The organism is Microbacterium sp. ZXX196 (assembly GCF_009709595.1).
GTDB lineage: Bacteria > Actinomycetota > Actinomycetes > Actinomycetales > Microbacteriaceae > Microbacterium > Microbacterium excoecariae.
Window position 1 is genome coordinate 1 of the sequence record NZ_WMEE01000002.1, and the last position, 17,910, is coordinate 17,910.

Annotated in this window: 18 protein-coding genes and 3 tRNA genes; 15 read left to right on the forward strand and 6 right to left on the reverse strand. The window is 71.9% G+C overall.

From position 1 onward, the window contains the following. Positions 1-32: 32 nt before the first annotated feature. The 3 genes from GJQ66_RS01610 to GJQ66_RS01620 form a co-directional block, all read right to left on the reverse strand. A tRNA-Phe gene (locus tag GJQ66_RS01610) sits at positions 33-105 on the reverse strand. 63 nt (positions 106-168) lie between these two features. Then, positions 169-242 (reverse strand) — tRNA-Asp (locus GJQ66_RS01615). Positions 243-282: 40 nt separating this feature from the next. Next, positions 283-355: transfer RNA gene (locus GJQ66_RS01620), tRNA-Glu, on the reverse strand. Positions 356-556: 201 nt separating this feature from the next. Between GJQ66_RS01620 and GJQ66_RS01625 the strand changes: the two genes are divergently transcribed. After that, positions 557-2,020, forward strand: coding sequence for a M23 family metallopeptidase (locus tag GJQ66_RS01625; protein ID WP_155047632.1), 1,464 nt, complete (start codon positions 557-559; stop codon positions 2,018-2,020). Between the two features lie 59 nt (positions 2,021-2,079). Here the strand turns inward: GJQ66_RS01625 and GJQ66_RS01630 are convergent, their stop codons facing one another. Continuing rightward, on the reverse strand, positions 2,080-2,616 hold the full coding sequence (locus GJQ66_RS01630; RefSeq protein ID WP_155047633.1) for an inorganic diphosphatase: 537 nt from the start codon (positions 2,614-2,616) through the stop codon (positions 2,080-2,082). Positions 2,617-2,705: 89 nt separating this feature from the next. Here GJQ66_RS01630 and tilS point away from each other — a divergent pair, with 89 nt between their 5' ends. The 12 genes from tilS (at position 2,706) to lysS (ending at position 13,933) form a co-directional block, all read left to right on the forward strand. Then, positions 2,706-3,725, forward strand: coding sequence for a tRNA lysidine(34) synthetase TilS (gene tilS, locus GJQ66_RS01635; protein WP_368732542.1), 1,020 nt, complete (start codon positions 2,706-2,708; stop codon positions 3,723-3,725). A 9-nt stretch (positions 3,726-3,734) separates the two neighbouring features. Then, positions 3,735-4,286, forward strand: coding sequence for a hypoxanthine phosphoribosyltransferase (gene hpt / locus GJQ66_RS01640; RefSeq protein WP_155047634.1), 552 nt, complete (start codon positions 3,735-3,737; stop codon positions 4,284-4,286). A gap of 126 nt (positions 4,287-4,412) precedes the next feature. Next, a complete protein-coding gene (gene ftsH / locus GJQ66_RS01645) occupies positions 4,413-6,419 on the forward strand; it encodes an ATP-dependent zinc metalloprotease FtsH (RefSeq protein ID WP_155047635.1) in 2,007 nt (668 codons plus the stop codon). A 12-nt stretch (positions 6,420-6,431) separates the two neighbouring features. Then, complete coding sequence (gene folE / locus GJQ66_RS01650; RefSeq protein WP_155047636.1) at positions 6,432-7,067, forward strand: GTP cyclohydrolase I; 636 nt, start codon at positions 6,432-6,434, stop codon at positions 7,065-7,067. Then, complete coding sequence (folP, locus tag GJQ66_RS01655; protein ID WP_368732543.1) at positions 7,064-7,858, forward strand: dihydropteroate synthase; 795 nt, start codon at positions 7,064-7,066, stop codon at positions 7,856-7,858. Before folE ends, folP begins: the two co-directional genes overlap by 4 nt. Next, the gene (gene folB / locus GJQ66_RS01660) at positions 7,855-8,223 is read left to right on the forward strand and encodes a dihydroneopterin aldolase (RefSeq protein WP_155047637.1); all 369 of its coding nucleotides are present in this window, start codon (positions 7,855-7,857) and stop codon (positions 8,221-8,223) included. Before folP ends, folB begins: the two co-directional genes overlap by 4 nt. Before the next feature lie 5 nt (positions 8,224-8,228). Further along, complete coding sequence (gene folK / locus GJQ66_RS01665; protein ID WP_155047884.1) at positions 8,229-8,753, forward strand: 2-amino-4-hydroxy-6-hydroxymethyldihydropteridine diphosphokinase; 525 nt, start codon at positions 8,229-8,231, stop codon at positions 8,751-8,753. Continuing rightward, the gene (locus GJQ66_RS01670) at positions 8,750-9,226 is read left to right on the forward strand and encodes a DUF3180 domain-containing protein (protein WP_368732544.1); all 477 of its coding nucleotides are present in this window, start codon (positions 8,750-8,752) and stop codon (positions 9,224-9,226) included. Before folK ends, GJQ66_RS01670 begins: the two co-directional genes overlap by 4 nt. 166 nt (positions 9,227-9,392) lie before the next feature. Continuing rightward, positions 9,393-9,950: a PH domain-containing protein gene (locus tag GJQ66_RS01675; RefSeq protein WP_155047885.1), complete on the forward strand. Its 558-nt coding sequence runs from the start codon at positions 9,393-9,395 to the stop codon at positions 9,948-9,950. Beyond that, entirely contained in the window at positions 9,947-11,596 is a 1,650-nt protein-coding gene (locus tag GJQ66_RS01680) for a PH domain-containing protein (protein ID WP_368732545.1), read from the forward strand. The genes GJQ66_RS01675 and GJQ66_RS01680 overlap by 4 nt, the downstream gene beginning before the upstream one ends. Positions 11,597-11,623: 27 nt before the next feature. Further along, positions 11,624-12,334, forward strand: a complete 711-nt coding sequence (locus GJQ66_RS01685) for a Rossmann-like and DUF2520 domain-containing protein (RefSeq protein ID WP_155047638.1) — start codon at positions 11,624-11,626, stop codon at positions 12,332-12,334. An 84-nt stretch (positions 12,335-12,418) separates the two neighbouring features. Next, a complete protein-coding gene (gene lysS / locus GJQ66_RS01690; protein ID WP_155047639.1) occupies positions 12,419-13,933 on the forward strand; it encodes a lysine--tRNA ligase in 1,515 nt (504 codons plus the stop codon). A 5-nt stretch (positions 13,934-13,938) separates the two neighbouring features. Here the strand turns inward: lysS and GJQ66_RS01695 are convergent, their stop codons facing one another. Then, positions 13,939-15,012, reverse strand: coding sequence for a DUF4192 family protein (locus tag GJQ66_RS01695; protein ID WP_196215774.1), 1,074 nt, complete (start codon positions 15,010-15,012; stop codon positions 13,939-13,941). A 128-nt stretch (positions 15,013-15,140) separates the two neighbouring features. On the opposite strand from GJQ66_RS01695, the gene GJQ66_RS01700 reads away from it, so the two are divergent. Beyond that, entirely contained in the window at positions 15,141-15,329 is a 189-nt protein-coding gene (locus GJQ66_RS01700) for a hypothetical protein (protein WP_155047641.1), read from the forward strand. Between the two features lie 65 nt (positions 15,330-15,394). Continuing rightward, on the forward strand, positions 15,395-16,855 hold the full coding sequence (gene cls / locus GJQ66_RS01705; protein ID WP_155047642.1) for a cardiolipin synthase: 1,461 nt from the start codon (positions 15,395-15,397) through the stop codon (positions 16,853-16,855). On the opposite strand, the gene GJQ66_RS01710 is transcribed toward cls, so the two are convergent. Continuing rightward, complete coding sequence (locus GJQ66_RS01710) at positions 16,836-17,843, reverse strand: diacylglycerol kinase family protein (RefSeq protein ID WP_155047643.1); 1,008 nt, start codon at positions 17,841-17,843, stop codon at positions 16,836-16,838. The genes cls and GJQ66_RS01710 overlap by 20 nt on opposite strands. Positions 17,844-17,910 lie beyond the last annotated feature (67 nt).

A 17,910-nucleotide genomic window follows, 5' to 3' on the forward strand; every position in this document is an offset into this window, starting at 1 on the left:
GAGAAAACCCCCGACTAGGCGGGGGTTTCTTGTGGCTCCGACCGGCGTCGATCCGGTGACCTTTCGATTTTCAGTCGAACGCTCTACCAACTGAGCTACAGAGCCGCACGGCACATTTGCCGCGTCCTACACGAAGAGCCTTCCCGAAAGAAGGCCCGTCGCTTGGAGCGACCCTGACGGGACTTGAACCCGCGACCTCCGCCGTGACAGGGCGGCACGCTAACCAACTGCGCTACAGGGCCAGATGTGCTGATGCACAATATTCAATTATATCAGGTCGTGTGACCCCAACGGGATTCGAACCCGTGCTACCGGCGTGAAAGGCCAGCGTCCTAGGCCGCTAAACGATGGGGCCGTGTGGCGAACCCGGAGGCTCTCGCGCCAACTGTTAAATCTTACGCATGGGCGGGATCGATTCGCAAAATCCTGGCGCGCCCCGCGTGTCTCGGGCGTGTCGCCGGGTCAGAATGGGTGGTCCCGGGTGTTCGAACGCGGCGGATCCGCCCCGGAATCTGTTGCGTATGTGTTGTGTGTTGTTACTGTGACGGATGTGACTATGCCCCCCGAAGTGTCCGCGCGCGCGTCCGTGGAGGACTGCGACTGCGCCCCCACCGCCGAGGAGAGGCGAGCCCTCTGGGGCCCCGTCACGAGGCGCTCCGCGCTCGCCGTGGGCGCGCTCGGCGTCGCCGCGCTCGGAACCTTCGGCGCGATCCGCGGCGCATCCTCGGCGTCGGCCGTCACCTACGACCCCTCCGACTACCCCTCGTGGGATGACGTCGAGAAGGCTCGACAGAACGAGAGCGACAAGGCCGCCCAGGTCTCGCGCATCGAGGGTCAGATCGCGCAGCTGAAGTCCGCCGTCGCGGCCGCCCAGGCCGAGGCGGAGAAGGCGGCCGACGAATACTTCCAGGCGCAGCAGGATCTCAACGAAGCGGCCTATCGCGTCGAGCAGCTGCAGGGCCAGGCCGACGAGGAGGCCGAGCGGGCCACCGAGGCCGCGGACGCCGCGGCGAAGGTCGCGTCCCAGCTCGCGCGCTCGGGCGGGGAGAACACGCCGTACGAGCTACTGTTCGCGGAGTCCTCCGGCGACGCGGACGAGCTGCTGTCGAAGCTCGGGCAGATGGACAAGCTCGCCCAGCGCAACGACTCCATCTACGCCGACGCGATCGCGGCGCGCGATTCCGCGCAGGCCCTCAGCGACCAGGCGGAGGAGGCGCGCAAGGAGCGCGACCGGCTTCAGAAGATCGCCGAAGAGAAGATGGTCGCCGCCCAGGAGGCGCAGGCCGCGGCCGAGCAGGCGCTCGCCGACCAGGAGGAGCACCTCATCACGCTCGAGCAGCAGCTCGCGGCGCTGAAGGACACGACCTCCAAGACGGTCTCGTCGTACCAGGACGGCGTGGAACAGCGGAAGGCCTACGAGGCCGAACAGGCCCGCCTCGCGGAGGAGCGCCGCCAGCGGGAGGCCGAGCGTCGCGCCGCTGAGGCCGCAGCGGCTGCCGCCGCCGCGCAGCCGAGCGGAGGTTCTTCCTCCGGTTCGAGCGGATCCAGCGGATCGAGCGGATCCAGCGGATCCAGCGGATCCTCGGGCGGCGGATCCGCCTCCAGCGGGTGGGCGCGCCCGAGCTCGGGATACCAGACCGCGGGCTACGGGTATCGCTCGCAGATCTGCGGCGAGAGCTACTGCTCGTCGAGCTTCCACGAGGGCGTCGACCTCGCGGCCGGGTGCGGCGCGGGCATCTACGCCGCGACCAGTGGCACCGTCGTGTACGCCGGCTACTACGGCGGCTACGGAAACTACGTCCGCATCGACCACGGCGGCGGCGTCGCCACGGGGTACGCGCACATCGTCAACGGCGGCATCCTCGTCGGCTACGGCCAGCAGGTATCGGCCGGCCAGACGATCGCGTACGAGGGCAATACCGGCAACTCGTTCGGCTGCCACGTGCACTTCGAGGTCTACGTCGGTGGCGCGACGGTCAACCCCACGACGTTCATGGGCGCGCGCGGCATCTCCGTCTGACCCCGCCCACGCGAGAGGCCCCGGTTCGGGATGAACCGGGGCCTCTCGCGTACGTCGCGTTAGTTGCGGGTGTCGGGGAACTCGCCCTCGCCCTGCGTGCGCGTCTCGTGCTCGGCGGCCTCGAAGCGCGCGAAGGCCTCCTCGACGAGGCGCTCGGCCTCGGCGGCGCCCGCCCACTCGTCGACCTTGACCCACTTGTTCGGCTCGAGGTCCTTGTAGTGCTCGAAGAAGTGCGCGATCTCCTTGCGGGTGTACTCCTGGAGGTCCCCGACGTCCTGGATGTGCTCCCAGCGCGGGTCCTTCGCGAGCACCGCGATGACCTTGTCGTCGCCGCCGGCCTCGTCGCTCATCTTTAGCACGCCGACGGGGCGGACCTTCGCTCCGACGCCCGGGAAGACCGAGTGGTCCATGATCACGAGGACGTCGAGCGGGTCGCCGTCCTCGCCAAGCGTGTTCTCGAAGAACCCGTAGTCGGACGGGTAACCGAACGTCGTGTACAGCACGCGGTCCAGGAACACGCGGCCCGTGCCGTGGTCGACCTCGTACTTCACGCGGCTCCCGCGCGGGATCTCGATGACTGCGTCGTACGCGCCCATACCTGTGCTGCTCCTTGAATCCGGGGTGAGGGACGCCTCACACCCTAATCGCTGGCGGTGACAATCGCGGAAGCGATTACCGTGGACCCGTGCTCGATCCCGCCATCGCCGCCGTCCGCCTCGCCGTCCGCCGCGCGCTTGTGCCCTGGCGCGGATCCGGAGCGACGGTCCTCGTCGCGCTCTCGGGCGGGGCCGATTCCCTCGCGCTCGCGGCGGCGGCCGCGCACGAGGCCGCCGCGGCCGGCGTCGAGGTCGTCACCGCCACGATCGACCACGGGCTGCAGGACGGATCCGCGGAGGTCGCCGGCCGCGCCGCCGACGCGGCGCGCTCGGTGGGCGTCCGCGACGCCCGGGTCCTCCGAGTCGAGGTGGGGGACGACGACGGCCCGGAGGCCGCGGCCCGCGCGGCCCGGTACCGGGCGCTGACCCGCGCCGCGCGCGAGGAGGGCGCGGCCGCTGTTCTCCTCGGTCACACCCTCGACGACCAGGCCGAGACGGTGCTGCTGGGCCTGGCACGCGGATCCGGTGCCGGGAGCCTGCAAGGCATGTCGCCGCACCGCGTCGACGACGGCGGGCTCGCGTGGATCCGCCCCCTGCTGGAGCTGCGCCGGGGCGACACGCGCGCCTTCTGCACCGCCTCGGGCCTTGCGCCGTGGACGGATCCGCACAACGCGGATCCGCGCTTTACCCGCGTGCGCGTCCGCGAGAGGGTGCTGCCCGTGCTCGAGCGGGAGCTCGGCCCTGGCATCGCCGAGGCCCTCGCCCGGACCGCGGAGCAGCTGCGCGAGGACACGCAGGCGTTCGCGGACATGATCGACGAGATCATCGAGGACATCGTCGAGCCCGCCGAGGCCGGCATCGCGGTGTCGGCCGCCGCGCTCGCGGCCAACCCGCCGGCCCTGCGCCACCGCATCGTGCGGCACGTCGTCGCCAGCGAGTTCGGCGCGAGCCTCACGCGCGCGCAGACGCTTGAGGTCGCGCGCCTCGCGACCGACTGGGCGGGCCAGGGTCCGATCGACCTACCCGGGTGCCGCGCCACGCGCCACGGGGGGCTCGTCGTCATCGCGGCCCGCGGCGCGCGGGATGTGCCCTCCCGCGCGAGCGCCTAGGCTGAGGACATGCGCGCCGCAGACATTTCGGACGACCTCGACCGCGTTCTCGTCACGGAGGAGGAGATCCACGCCAAGCTCGACGAGCTCGCGGCGCGGGTCGACGCCGACTATGCGGGCAAGGACATCCTCCTCGTGGGCGTGCTCAAGGGCGCGATCATGGTCATGGCCGACTTCGCGCGCCGCCTCACGATCGACGCCCCCATGGACTGGATGGCCGTGTCGAGCTACGGATCCTCCACCAAATCGAGCGGCGTCGTCCAGATCCGCAAGGACCTCGACACCCCCCTCGAGGGCAAGCACGTGCTCATCGTCGAGGACATCATCGACTCGGGGCTCACCCTGCACTGGCTGATGGACCACTTCGCCACGCGCGGCGCGGCATCGATCGAGGTCCTCACGGCCTTCCGCAAGCCGGATGCGATGAAGGTCACGATCGACAGCCGCTACGTCGGATTCGACATCCCGAACGACTTCGTCGTGGGATACGGCCTCGACTACGCCGAGCGCTACCGCGGCCTCCGCGATGTGGCCGTCCTCGCGCCGCACGTGTACTCCTGACCCGCGCCGTTCCGCCCAGGGCGAATCACAGAGCGCCCATAACCACGGGCCGGTAGCCTGAGACGATCCGCGCCGGGCCGGGCCCTGCGCGTCGACCGTCAGGAGGAGGCGGGACGCCCCGCACTTATGAACGCCAAGAAGATCTTCCGCCACCCGCTGGTGTATGTGCTGCTGATCGCGGTCGTCCTGATCGCGGGGTTCTCGCTGTTCACGAGCTTCAGCGGCCCGAGGCAGGTCACGACGCAGGAGGGGCTGCAGCTCCTCGAGGACGGGCGCGCGAGCGAGGTGCTCATCACGGACGGCGACCAGCGCGTCGACCTGACCCTCGCGGACGAGTACGAGGGCGCGTCGAGCGTCCAGTTCTATTACGTCTCGGCGCGCGCGGAGGAGGTCGTCGAGGCGGTCGCGGCCGCCGAGCCCGCCGACGGCTATGACGACGCGGTGCCGCAGGCGTCCTTCTTTGGCAGCCTCCTGTCGATCATGCTCCCGATCCTCCTGCTCGGGCTCCTGTTCTGGTTCCTGCTCTCGAACGCGCAGGGGGGCGGCAAGATCGCCCAGTTCGGGAAGTCCCGCGCGAAGAACGTCACGAAGGAGCACCCCGAGGTCACCTTCGCCGACGTCGCGGGTGCCGACGAGGCGGTGGAGGAGCTCCACGAGATCAAGGAGTTCCTCGCGGATCCGTCCAAGTTCCAGGCGCTCGGGGCGCGGATCCCCAAGGGCGTCCTGCTGTACGGCCCTCCCGGGACGGGCAAGACGCTCCTCGCCCGCGCCGTCGCCGGCGAGGCGGGCGTGCCGTTCTACCCGATCTCGGGATCCGATTTCGTGGAGATGTTCGTCGGCGTCGGCGCGAGCCGCGTGCGCGACCTCTTCAGCCAGGCGAAGGAGAATTCGCCCGCGATCATCTTCATTGACGAGATCGACGCGGTCGGTCGCCACCGCGGCGCCGGCATGGGCGGCGGGCACGACGAGCGCGAGCAGACGCTCAACCAGATGCTCGTCGAGATGGACGGGTTCGACCCCAAGGCGAACGTCATCGTCATCGCCGCGACGAACCGCCCCGACATCCTCGACCCCGCGCTCCTGCGCCCCGGCCGCTTCGACCGCCAGATCGGCGTCGACGCCCCGGACATGAAGGGCCGCCTGCAGATCCTCGGCGTCCACGGCCGCGGGAAGCCGCTCGCCGAGAGCGTCGACCTCGAGGACGTCGCGCGCAAGACGCCCGGCTTCTCGGGCGCCGATCTCGCCAACGTTCTCAACGAGGCCGCGCTCCTCACGGCGCGCTCGGACGCGCAGCTCATCGACAACCGTGCCCTCGACGAGGCGATCGATCGCGTGATCGCCGGGCCCCAGCGCCGCACCCGCGTGATGAAGGACAAGGAGAAGCTCATCACGGCGTACCACGAGGGCGGGCACGCCCTCGCCGCGGCGGCGATGAACCACACGGATCCGGTGACGAAGATCACGATCCTCCCGCGCGGCAAGGCGCTCGGTTACACGATGGTGCTGCCGGTCGACGACAAGTACTCCGTGACCCGCAACGAGCTTCAGGACCAGCTGACGTACGCGATGGGCGGCCGCGTCGCCGAGGAGATCGTCTTCCACGATCCGACCACGGGCGCGTCCAACGACATCGAGAAGGCGACGGACATCGCGCGCCGCATGGTCACCGAGTACGGCATGACGAGCGACATCGGCCCGGTCAAGCTTGCCGGCTCCTCGGGCGAGGTGTTCATGGGCCGCGACATGGGTCATGGGCGCGACTACTCGGACACGATGGCCGAGCGCATCGACCGTCAGGTCCGCGGCCTCATTGAGCAGGCCCACGACGAGGCCTACCGGGTGCTCAACGCCAACCGCTCGGTGCTCGACCGCCTCGCGGGCGAGCTGCTCGAGAAGGAGACGCTCGACCACCGCCAGATCGCGGAGATCTTCCGCGACGTGGAGAAGCTGCCCGAGCGCCCGCAGTGGCTCTCGAGCGACGACCGCCCCGTCTCCGCGCAGCCCCCGATCCCCGTCCCGCCCGCCCCGAACCCCGCCGACGCGGGCCTGGCGCACGCCGATGCGGACGGCTCCGGCGCCGAGGCGCAGGGGCGCCCCGCGCCGGGCGGATCTGCCCGCCCCGCGACCGCGTAACCGGGAGGTGTGATGGCCGTCGACACGCAGCGCGTCGCCTGGCTGACCCGCGAGCTGCTTCTCGCGATCGGCGAGGATCCGGATCGCCCCGGCCTCCGGGAGACCCCGGAGCGCGTCGCGCAGGCCGCCGCGGAGTTCTACGCCGGCATCGACGCGGACCCGCGCGCCCCCCTTGCGCACGCGATCGACGTGTCCCGCGGGCCCGCGCCGGACACGGTCCCCACGGGGGCCGTGCTCGTGCGCGACGTGCTGTTCCGTTCGACCTGCGAGCACCACCTCCTGCCGTTCGAGGGGCGCGCGCACATCGCGTACCTGCCGGGGGACACGGTCGTGGGCCTCGGATCCCTCGCCAAGGTCCTCGACATCGCGGCGGCCCGTCCGCAGGTGCAGGAGCGCCTCGGCGAGCAGGTCGCCGAGGCCATCGAGCAGGGCGTCGGCGCGCGCGGCGTCTTCGTCATGCTCGACGCCGAACACCGGTGCCTCACGGCGCGCGGCGCCCGTCGCCCCGGCGCGTCGACCGTGACGATCGCGGCGCGCGGAGAGCTCGCGAGCGAGGCGGCCCGCGCCGAGATGGCGGCGTACATCATCATCGGCGTGCAGAACCGCGCGACCGAGGCGGATCCGGGCGTCGCGGGGCGCGACGCGTGATCGAGATCATGGGCGTCGTGAACGTCACGCCCGACTCGTTCAGCGACGGCGGCGAGCACTTCGGGGTCGAGCAGGCGGTCGCCCACGGCGCGCGCCTCGCCGCCGATGGCGCCACGATCCTCGACGTCGGAGGGGAGTCGACGCGGCCCGGATCCGAGCCCGTGGGCACCGAGGAGGAGCTGCGCCGGATTCTGCCGGTCGTCGAGCGGCTCGCGGCCGCGGGCCACGTCGTGAGCGTCGACACCTATCGCGCGGACGTCGCGCGGCGCGCGGCGGCGGCGGGCGCGGGCTACATCAACGACGTCTCGGGCGGCCTCGCGGACGCAGGCATGGCCGACGCCGTGGCGGGTACGGACGCCGCCTTCATCGTCGGGCACTGGCGCGGGCCCTCGGCCGACATGTACGCGCGCGCCGAGTACTCCGACGTCGCGGCCGAGGTAGCGGGCGAACTCTCGCAGCGCGTGGAGCGGGCGCTCGCCGCGGGGGTCCCGGAGCGCCGGATCCTCCTGGATCCGGGCGTCGGGTTCGCGAAGGCCGGGCCGCAGAACTGGCGCGTGCTGAAGGGGCTGGGCGCCGTCGTGGAGCTGGGGTTCCCTGTGCTCGTCGGCACCTCGCGCAAGCGCTTTCTCGCGAGCGCGCTCGGGGAGGACGCCTCGCGCGCGCGGCGCGATGCCGCCACGGCCGTGACGAGCGTGCTCGCGCAGCGCGCGGGCGCCTGGGGGGTCCGGGTGCACGACGCCGCGGCGACGCGCGACGCGCTCGCGGTTCTCGACGAATGGGATGGCGCATGACGAGCCTCGACACGATCGACCTCCGCGGGCTCACGGTGTTCGGGCACCACGGCGTGTTCGCGCACGAGCGCCGGGATGGGCAGGACTTCACGATCGACCTGCGCCTCGCGCTCGACACCCGCCCGGCGGCGGCCTCGGACGACGTCGCCGACACCGTGCACTACGGGGAGCTCGCCGAGCGCGTCGCCGCGATCGTCGCGGGCGAGCCCGTGGACCTGATCGAGACCCTCGCGCACCGGATCGCGGACGAGGTGTTGGCTGACGTGCGCGTGGCGCGCGTGGCGGTCACGGTGCACAAGCCGCACGCGCCGATCGCGGTCGCGTTCTCCGACGTCTCGGTCACCGTCCACCGGGAGCGCGCGTGAGCCGCCTGCTCGCGGGCGGCGCGGGCGCCGCACCCACCCCGCGTCCCGCGGTGCCGGCGCGCGCCGTCGTCGCGCTCGGCGCGAACCTCGGCGATACCTCCGCGACGCTCCGGGAAGCGGTCGCCGAGCTATCCGCGCTTCCCCTGACGGACCGCGTCGTGTGCTCGGATCCGATCGCCTCGGTCGCGGTGACGCTCGACGGCCCGGATCCGACGAAGCCCGGCTATCTCAACGCGGTGGCCCTCCTCGACACCCGGCTCGCGCCGCACGTGCTCCTCACGTTCCTGCAGGCGATCGAGACCCGTCACGGGCGCGTCAGGCGCGAGCGGTGGGGCGATCGCACGCTCGACCTCGACCTCGTCGCGTACGGGGAGATCGAGAGCGACGACCCCCGGCTGACGCTGCCGCACCCGCGCGCGCACGAGCGCGACTTCGTGCTCGGCCCCTGGGCCGAGGCGGATCCGGACGCGGTGCTCCCGGGCCGGGGGCGCGTGGCCGATCTGCTCGCGGCGCTGCGGGGTGACGCGTGAGGCGGACCTCGGCCGTCACGCTCGTGGCGTGCGCGGCCGGTGGGATCGTCGCGGGATATGTCCTCGATCTGACGCTGGTGAGCGCGGGGCGGTCGACCTTCTCTCCGTCGGTGATGCTCCCGATCCTCCTCGTGCTGCTCGGCGCGGCATGCGTGGGTTTCGCCTGGAGCGTGCGGCGCGCCGTCACGTCGCCGAAGGCGCCGCGCGTGGATCCATTTCGCGCCGTCCGCATCGCGGTGCTGGCGAAGGCCTCGAGCATGGTCGGGGCGCTCGTCGCGGGGGCGGCGGCGGGCCTGATCCTCTTCCTCCTCACCCGGCCGGTCGTCCCCGGGATAGGGTCGATGGCGCCGGTGATCGCCACGGCGATCGGGGGAGCCGTCCTCGTCGTCCTTGCGGTGATCGCCGAGTACCTCTGCACCCTTCCGAAGGATCCCGATGACCGCGAATCCGACTCCGCCGAGCCCGAGTTCTGACGACGGCGTCCCGGGCCGGGAGCCCTCGGCGTTCCCCGTCCCGGCCCCGCCCGCTGCGGGCGCGTCGGCGCCGCACGAGCCCCCGCCCGCCGCGGGGGAGGGCGACGCGGCGGGGCCGGTCGACGGCGCGGCCCCGCCCGCCCCCGACGATCCGACGGACCCCGTCATGGCCAAGCCGCGCCCGCCGATTCCGGCGCCGCCCGAGCTCGACGAGGGGACGTATGAGGAGCTCATCGAGCCGCGCGGGGCGGGGCTCGCCCTCGACGGGACCTGGCACCAGATCTCGCCGAAGTACGTCGCCTCCCAGTTCGTCCAGGAAGGCCTCGGGCTCGTGGCCGTCGCGGTGGCCGCCGCCGTCGCGCACGCCCTGCTCGAGCAGCCCTGGGTGTGGATCGGTGCGGGGGCGTTGCTCGCGTTCCAGCTCGTGAGTCTCGTCATCATGCCGCGCCAGGCGCGCGCGCTCGGATACATGCTGCGGGGTGACGACATCGTGTTTCGCAAGGGGATCCTGTGGCAGCGCATGGTCGCGGTGCCGTATGGCCGGATGCAGTTGATCGACATCACGCACGGCCCGCTCGATCGCCTGTTCGGGATCTCCAAGCTCAAGATGGTCACGGCGGCCGCGACGACGGGCGTCGAAATCCCGGGGCTGTCGCAGCCGGCGGCCGAGGCGCTGCGGGACACGCTCATTGAGGTCGCCGAGACCCGGAGGACGGGCTTGTGACCGTGTCGGCAGGCGGCGCGCGGCCGGTGCTGCCCGAGGGGGGATCCTCGTCGCTCGCCGACGGCGCGTGGCACCGCATGCACCCCCTCACGCCCCTGTTCAAGGGCGGCCTCGTGCTCGTGGTTGTCGTCGGCATCCTGATCGCGAACATGCGCGATCGCCTGATCTACCTCGCCGTCGGCCTGTTCGGGCCGGAGGATGTGCGCGGCATGGACGTCGATTCCGACGACCCGGTCTCCTGGGCGATCGACTGGACCGTCGGGCACGGGCTCGTCGCGGCCGCCATCGCGGCCGTGTTCGGCGTCGTCGTGCTTGTTGTCGCGGGGTACTGGGCGGTGTGGCGGTTCCACCAGTTCCGCATTACGGGCGAGAACGTGGAGGTCCGCAAGGGCATGATCTTCCGTTCGCAGCGCCGCGCGCCCCTCGACCGCGTGCAGGGCGTGAACCTCACGCGCCCGTTCCCCGCGCGGCTGCTCGGCATGGCCAAGCTCACGCTCGAGGGCGCGGGTTCCGGCGCGGACGTGGCGCTCGAGTTCCTCGCGACGGCCCGCGCCGAGCAGGTGCGCGCGGACATCCTGCGGCTCGCCTCGGGGGCGCGGCGGGCGCGCGACGAGGCGCGTCAGCGCGAGCCGGGCGCGGATCCGGGCATTGCGCGGGCCGTGAGCGAGGGCGTCGCCCACCTCATCGAGGGCGTCGACCGCGACGACGTGGTCCCCGAGAGCGTCGTGCGGATCCCCGTCGGGCGGCTGATCGGATCGCAGGCGATCACGGGCGCCGTGTGGCTGCTGTTCTTCCTCGTCTTGATCGGGGCGTTCGTCGTGGCGCCGATCCTGGTGTTCGAGGACGGGCCGGACAAATGGTTGATTCTCGCCGGCGCGGCGATCGGATCCGGCGTGCCGATCCTTTTCGCGACGATCGCGGTCGTCGGGAGCGCGCTCCAGAAGGGCTTCCGCTATCAAATCGCGCCGACGCCCGATGGGGTGCGCGTCTCGAACGGCCTCCTCACGACGGTCACGCGCACGATCCCGCCGGGCCGCGTGCACGCGGTCGAGATCTCGCAGAGCATCCTCTGGCGCCCCTTCGGCTGGTGGACCGTTCGCATCAATCGCCTGGGCGGGACGAGCGCGTCGCAGCAGAACTCGAGCGGGGCGCAGGCGGCCGCGATCGTCCTGCCGGTGGGCACCCGCGCCGACGTCGATCGCGTGCTCGCGCTGCTGGTGCCCGACGCCCCCGAGCGCGACGCCACCATGACCTGGGAGGACGGCGTCGAGGGCCCCCGCGAGGCGGATCCGTTCACGACCGTCGCGCCGCGCGGCGTCGTGTGGCACCCGATTCAGCGCCGGCGCCTCGGCGTGCGCGTGACGGCGTTCGCCGTGCTGCTGCGCCGCGGCCGGCTCGTCCGGCGCCTCGCGATCTTCCCGCTCGCGCGCCTGCAAGGCGTCTCGCTGCGGCAGGGCCCGCTTGCGCGCGCGGCCCGCCTCTCCGGGCTGCGGGTCCACGTCGTGCCCGGGCCGATTTCCGGATCCCTGAGCGCGCTCGATCGCGACGAGGCGCTGCGGCTCGCGGAGGTCGTTACGCGCGGCGCGCTCGCCGCGGCCGCCGCCGACCACTCGCACCGCTGGGCGGCTGAGCAGCCGACCTCGTAGCGCCCGCGCGTGTGCGACGCTGGGGGGATGCAGCGCGAGGGCCGTCTGGGCGTCGGAATCGTCGGAGCGGGCCGGGTCGGCCCTGTCATCGGCGCGGCGCTCGCCGGCGCCGGCCACCAGATCACGGGGATCACCTCCGGGGCGGACGACGACCGCGCCGGCGCGATCCTGCCCGGCGTCCCTGTCCTCACGACTCCCGAGGTCCTGCGCCGGAGCGAGCTCGTCGTCCTGGCGGTTCCGCGCGAGGAGCTGCCGGGCCTCGTGGCCGGCCTCGCCCAGGCCGGCCACTGGCAGATGGGGCAGCTCGTGCTGCACACGGACGCGGCTTTCGGCATTGAGGTCCTGCGTCCCGCCGCCGAGCGCGGCGCGATCCCGCTCGCCGTGCATCCCGCGATGGCGTTCACCGGCACCTCGATCGACCTGCGCCAGCTCGCGGCGACGTACGCGGCGGTCTCGGCGCCCGCGCCGGTCCTCCCGATCGCCCAGGCTCTCGCCGTCGAGCTGGGGTGTGAGCCGGTCGTGGTCGCCGAGGAGGACCGGGCCTCCTACGCGGAGGCGATCGAGACGGCCAGCGCCTTCTCGCGCCAGATCGTGCACCAGGCGACGGGGATCCTGCGGGGGATCGGCGTCGAGAACCCGGGCGGGTTCCTGTCGTCCCTCGTGCGCTCGACCGTCGACCAGGCGCTCGCCGAGGCGAGCCCCGCGATCCCGGATCTGCCGCCGGACGACGGCGCGTAGTCGCCCGCCCGCGGTCAGCGAGCGCCCGGGCCGGATCACTAGACTGTGAGCGACGTTTCCCGCTTCACCCCGAGGATCTCCCGCATGCCTGATACCCCCGAGACGACCGCCGCGCCGGAAGAGGACATCTTCGAGCAGAAGGCCGTGCGTCTGGCGAAGCGGGAGCGCCTGATCGGCGAGCGCGCGTCGGCCGCGGGCGGGGCGTATCCCGTCACCGTCCCCGTCACGGCGACGATCCCGCAGCTGCGCGCGGAGTATGGCGAGCTGGAGTCGGGCGCCGAGACCGGCGTGACGGCCGGCGTGGCCGGGCGCGTGGTATTCAGCCGTAACACGGGCAAACTCTGCTTCGCGTCTCTGCAGTCGGGCGACGGATCCCGGATCCAGGCGATGGTGTCGCTCGCGAAGGTGGGCGACGAGCGCCTCGCCGCGTGGAAGGAGCTCGTCGACCTCGGCGATCACGTCTTCGTCTCCGGCGAGATCATCTCGAGCCGCCGCGGCGAGCTGTCGATCATGGTCGACGAGTGGCAGATCGCGGCGAAGGCCGTCATGCCGCTGCCGAACATGTACGCCGACCTCAGCGAGGAATCGCGCGTGCGCCAGCGCTACCTCGACCTCCTCGTGCGCGATCAGGCGCGCGAGACGGTGCGGGCCCGGGCGACGACCATGCGCAGCCTGCGCGAGACCTTCGACGCCGACGACTTCCTCGAGGTCGAGACGCCGATGCTGCAGGTGCAGCCCGGAGGCGCGACGGCGCGGCCGTTCGTGACGCACTCGAACGCCTTCGACACGGAGCTCTACCTGCGCATCGCGCCCGAGCTCTACCTCAAGCGGGCGGTGGTCGGCGGCATCGACCGGGTCTTCGAGATCAACCGCAACTTCCGCAACGAGGGCGCCGACTCGACGCACAGCCCCGAGTTCGCGATGGTCGAGGCCTATCGCGCCTACAGCGACTACAACGGCATCGCCGACCTGACGCAGCGCCTGATCCAGAACGCGGCCGTCGCCGTGTCCGGATCCACGACGGTCACGTGGGCCGACGGCACGCAGCACGACCTCGGGGGCGACTGGGCGCGCATCTCGATGTACCCCTCGCTGTCGGAGGCGGCCGGTGTGGAGATCACCCCGGAGACGCCGCTTCCCGCGCTCGTCGCGCTCGCCGAGAAGAACGCGGTCGACGTGCCGCCGCACGCGACGCACGGCAAGCTCGTCGAGGAGCTGTGGGAGCACTTCGTCAAGGCGCACCTGACCGCGCCGACGTTCGTCATGGACTTCCCCGTGGACACGAGCCCGCTCGTGCGCGAGCACCGCTCGATTCCCGGCGTGGTCGAGAAGTGGGATCTCTACGTCGACGGGTTCGAGCTCGCGACGGGGTACTCGGAACTCGTGGACCCGGTCATTCAGCGCGAGCGATTCGTGGAGCAGGCGAAGCTTGCGGACCGCGGCGACGACGAGGCGATGCGCATCGACGAGGACTTCTTGCGCGCGCTCGAGCACGGGATGCCGCCGACAGGCGGAATGGGCATGGGCGTGGACCGCCTGCTCATGGCGATCACCGGGCTCGGGATCCGCGAGACGATCCTCTTCCCCCTCGTGAAGTAGCGCGCTCACAGCGCGTCCCGCGCCGTGCCGTCCTCGGCATAGACCCACTCCGGCAGCATCCCGCCGTCGGTCATGCGCAGGATGAGGTCGGCGAGGCTGAGGAGCGGATCCTCGGCGAGCGCCTGCTCGGCGTAGGCCGCGGCGTGCGTGCTCGCCCCGAGCGCCCACGAGAGCCAGGCGCACGCGACGAGGCACGCGCCGCGCGGGGCTCCGTCGGCGAGGGCCGTGAGCTCGCGCGCGAAGCCGAGCGCCGCGCGGAGTCGGCGCGCGTCCGGCCGTCGGCCCTCGCCGCCCAGGCGCAGCGGAAACGTCGGCGCCTCGGGGGCGCCCTCGTGCCACGCGCGTTGCCACGCGAACGTGCGCACGGCCTCGGCGCGCCCGCCCGCCCACTGCGTCAGCACGATGTCGCGGAGCGCGGGGGAGGCGAGCACCCAGTGCCAGAGCGCGGCCCTCCGCGGGGCGGGCGGCTCGCCCGCGAACGCGCTCTCGAACAGGTCGTGCGGCGCGCGAACCAGCATCGCGAGGTCCGGATCCTCGCCCGGCTCCGTCAGAAGAAACGGATCCCCGAGGAGGCCGAGGCGCGCGTGCCGCTGCCGGGCCTCGGTGCGCTCGAGGAGCGGTCCGGGCGGGATGGTCGTGCCTTCGTGCTGGCTGGCTGCGGCCGGGCGGTCGCCCGCGATCTCCACGAGCGGCCGCGGGGCGGGATCGTCGTAGGGGGCCCACCCGTCGTTCGCGACGCACAGCTCGCCCATCACGCCCAGGCCGCACGCGTCGGCGCGCTCGCCGATCGCGGCGACGAAGGCGTCGTACGCGAGCCCGTCGCCGTCGCGGAGGGGCGCGTCCGTGTACACGATGACGATCATCGCGTCGGCCTCCGCGACGCGGCACACGTGTCCCACGGCCGTCGCGGCGACGGCGTCGAGGTCGACCGGGCCGGGGAGGTCCAGCCGCAGGAATCCGCGGGTCTCGTGCCCGACGAGCGGCGCGATGACGACGCTGTCGCGCGGGTGGAAACCGAGGGCGGAAGGCACGGCGGCCAGGAGCGTGGGGACGAAGGAGCGGGAGATCGTATGGGTCATGCCCACGATCGTCGCGGCGGCGCGGGGCGGGGCGGGCGTCATGCACAGGGCGCGGGCGCGAATTCTGCCTGTGGACGAGGCCGCGCTACCAGGGCTCTCGCGGGACGGCGCGCAGTAGAATCGGCGACATGGACGACTTCTGGACCGCGGCAGCATGGTCGCTCGCACCGACGATCGTGATCGCCGTCCTGTTCTTCTGGGTCCTGCGAAACATCCTGCGCTTCGACCGCACCGAGCGCCGGGTCTACTCGGAGATCGAGGCCGAGGAGCGCGCTCGCCGCGGGCTGTCCGCGCCGAACGATTCCCCCCGCGCCTGAGCGGGTGTCGGACCCGTCCGGCAATATGCTGAGCCTGCGGGCGAGGCTCGCCGGGAGAGGAAGACATGGAGTGGTTGACCTGGTCGAGCGCGTGGACGGTGTTCGTCGTCGCCCTCGACGTCATCATTCGCGTCGCCGCGGTGTTCTTCGTCCCGCCCGGGCGGCGTCCGACGTCGGCGATGGCTTGGCTGCTGCTGATCTTCTTCTTCCCCATTCCGGGAGTGCTGTTCTTCCTGCTCATCGGCAACCCGCGCCTGCCCAAGAAGCGGCGCGACGTGCAGGCCGAGGTGAACGAGTTTCTGCGCGACGCCAACGAGCATCTCGAGTTGGGGACGCTGCTGCCGAACCCGCCCGAGTGGTTCGAGCCGATCGTGAGGATGAACCGCGACCTCGGCGCGCTCCCGCTGTCCGGGGATAACGGCGCGCAGCTGATCTCCGAGTATCAGGAGAGCCTCGACACGATGGCGGAGGCGATCCGGGGCGCGAAGCGCTACGTCCACGTCGAGTTCTACATCCTGAAGGCCGATGCGGCCACGGAGGGCTTCTTCCAGGCGCTGGAGGACGCGGTCCAGCGCGGCGTCGCCGTGCGGGTGCTCATGGACCACTGGGCGAACCTGTCCAAGCCCCTCCACAGCGCGACGAAGGAGCGGCTCGAGCGCATCGGGGCAGACTGGCACCTGCTGCTTCCGCTGCAGCCGCTCCAAAAGAAGTTCCAGCGGCCCGACCTGCGCAACCACCGCAAGCTCGTCGTCGTCGACGGGGACGTGGCGTTCATCGGATCCCAGAACCTCACGGATCCGTCCTACAACGTCCCAAGGAACATCCGTCGCGGCCTGCAGTGGATGGACCTCATGGTGCGGCTCGACGGCCCGGTCGTGCGGTCGGTGGACGCGGTGTTCCTCACCGACTACTACAGCGAGACGGGGACGATTCCCGAGGGCATCGACCTCTCGGAGGAGAAGCCCGGATCCGACGACTTCGATTGCCAGGTCGTGCCCTCGGGCCCCGGCTTCGACAGCGAGAACAACCTCCACCTGTTCCTTAGCCTGCTGTACGCGGCGCAGGACAAGGCGATCATGATCAGCCCGTACTTCGTCCCCGACGAGGCGCTCTTGCGCGCGGTCGCCGCCGCGTGCGCGCGAGGCGTGCAGGTCGAGCTCTTCGTGAGCGAGATCAGCGACCAGGCGATGGTGTACCACGCGCAGCGCAGCTACTACGAGGACCTGCTCCGGATGGGCGTGCGCATCTGGATGTACGAGCCGCCGTACATCCTCCACACCAAGGCGCTGTCGATCGACTCGGAGACCGCCGTGATCGGCTCGAGCAACATGGACATGCGCTCCTTCGGCCTGAACTTCGAGGTGTCGCTGCTCATCCGTGGCGCCGAATTCGTGAGTCAGGTGCGTCGCGTGGAGGACGCGTACCGCGAGCACAGCCGCGAGCTCACGCTCGACGAGTGGCTCCAGCAGCCGCTCCGCTCGCGTGCGCTCGACAACCTCGCGCGCCTCACGAGCGCGTTGCAGTAGCGAGGGAGTGCCCCGCCGGCACCGCGACGACGAGGCCCCCGCGGTCGATTTCGCAGCGGATCCGCTCCGCGCGCCCGAACTCGTCCCCGTCGAGCTCGACGGGGACGAGATCCGGGGCGCCGGCCTCCACGCCTGTGCCCGAGAGATAGCGGATCGACTGGTTGCGGGTGCGCGCCACGACCCGCCTGCCGAGGCGGGTTCGCCGGAGGACGGAGTTGTCCCACCACAGCTTGCGCCACACGCCGAGCCAGCCGAACAGCCCCGTCGGCTGAATCAGCGCGACGTCGAGCAGGCCGTCGTCGACCCGCGCGCCTGGGACGAGATCGATGCCGGCGGGGAGCGCGCCGCAGTTCGCGAACAGCACGCTGTAGGCCTTCGCGGAGTGCAGGCCGTGGCCGTCGAACTGGTAGGCCATCCGGAACGGCGCGGCGCGCGGCAGCGAGCGGGCGGCCCCGTCCACGTACGCCACCCACCCGAGCTGGCGCTTCATGCGCGGGTTCGTGTGCGCGATCATGGCGGCGTCGAGCCCCATACCCGCCATCACGACGAACGCGTGCGATTCGCGCGCCCCGTCCGCGCGGGTGAGGGTCGCGACGCCGATGTCCACCGCGAGTGCGTCCCCCGAGAACGCGGCCTCGACCATCGGATCCATGCGGTCGAGGGGAAGGCGCAGGTTTCGGGCGAGGAGGTTCCCGGTGCCGCTCGGCACGATCGCGAGCGGCACGCCGGATCCGCGCATCGCCTCCGCGACCGCGCGCACCGTCCCGTCGCCGCCCGCGACGAGCACCGACGTCGCGCCCGCGCCGAGCGCCTCCGCCGCCGCGGCCTGCCCCGCGTCGGCCACCGTCGTCTCGAGGATCAGCGGATCCGCCCACCCCGCCCGCGTCGACGCCGCCCGGACGGATGCCGCAAGCGCGGGGACGCTGCGCACCTTGATGGGGTTTACCACGAGCGCGGCGCGGTCGGTGACCCTGGCCCGATCGTCCATGGGCCCACTCTAGGGCGATCGCCAGGGGCGGCCGCGCGGCCGCGCCCCGCGCCCGCATAGACTTGGC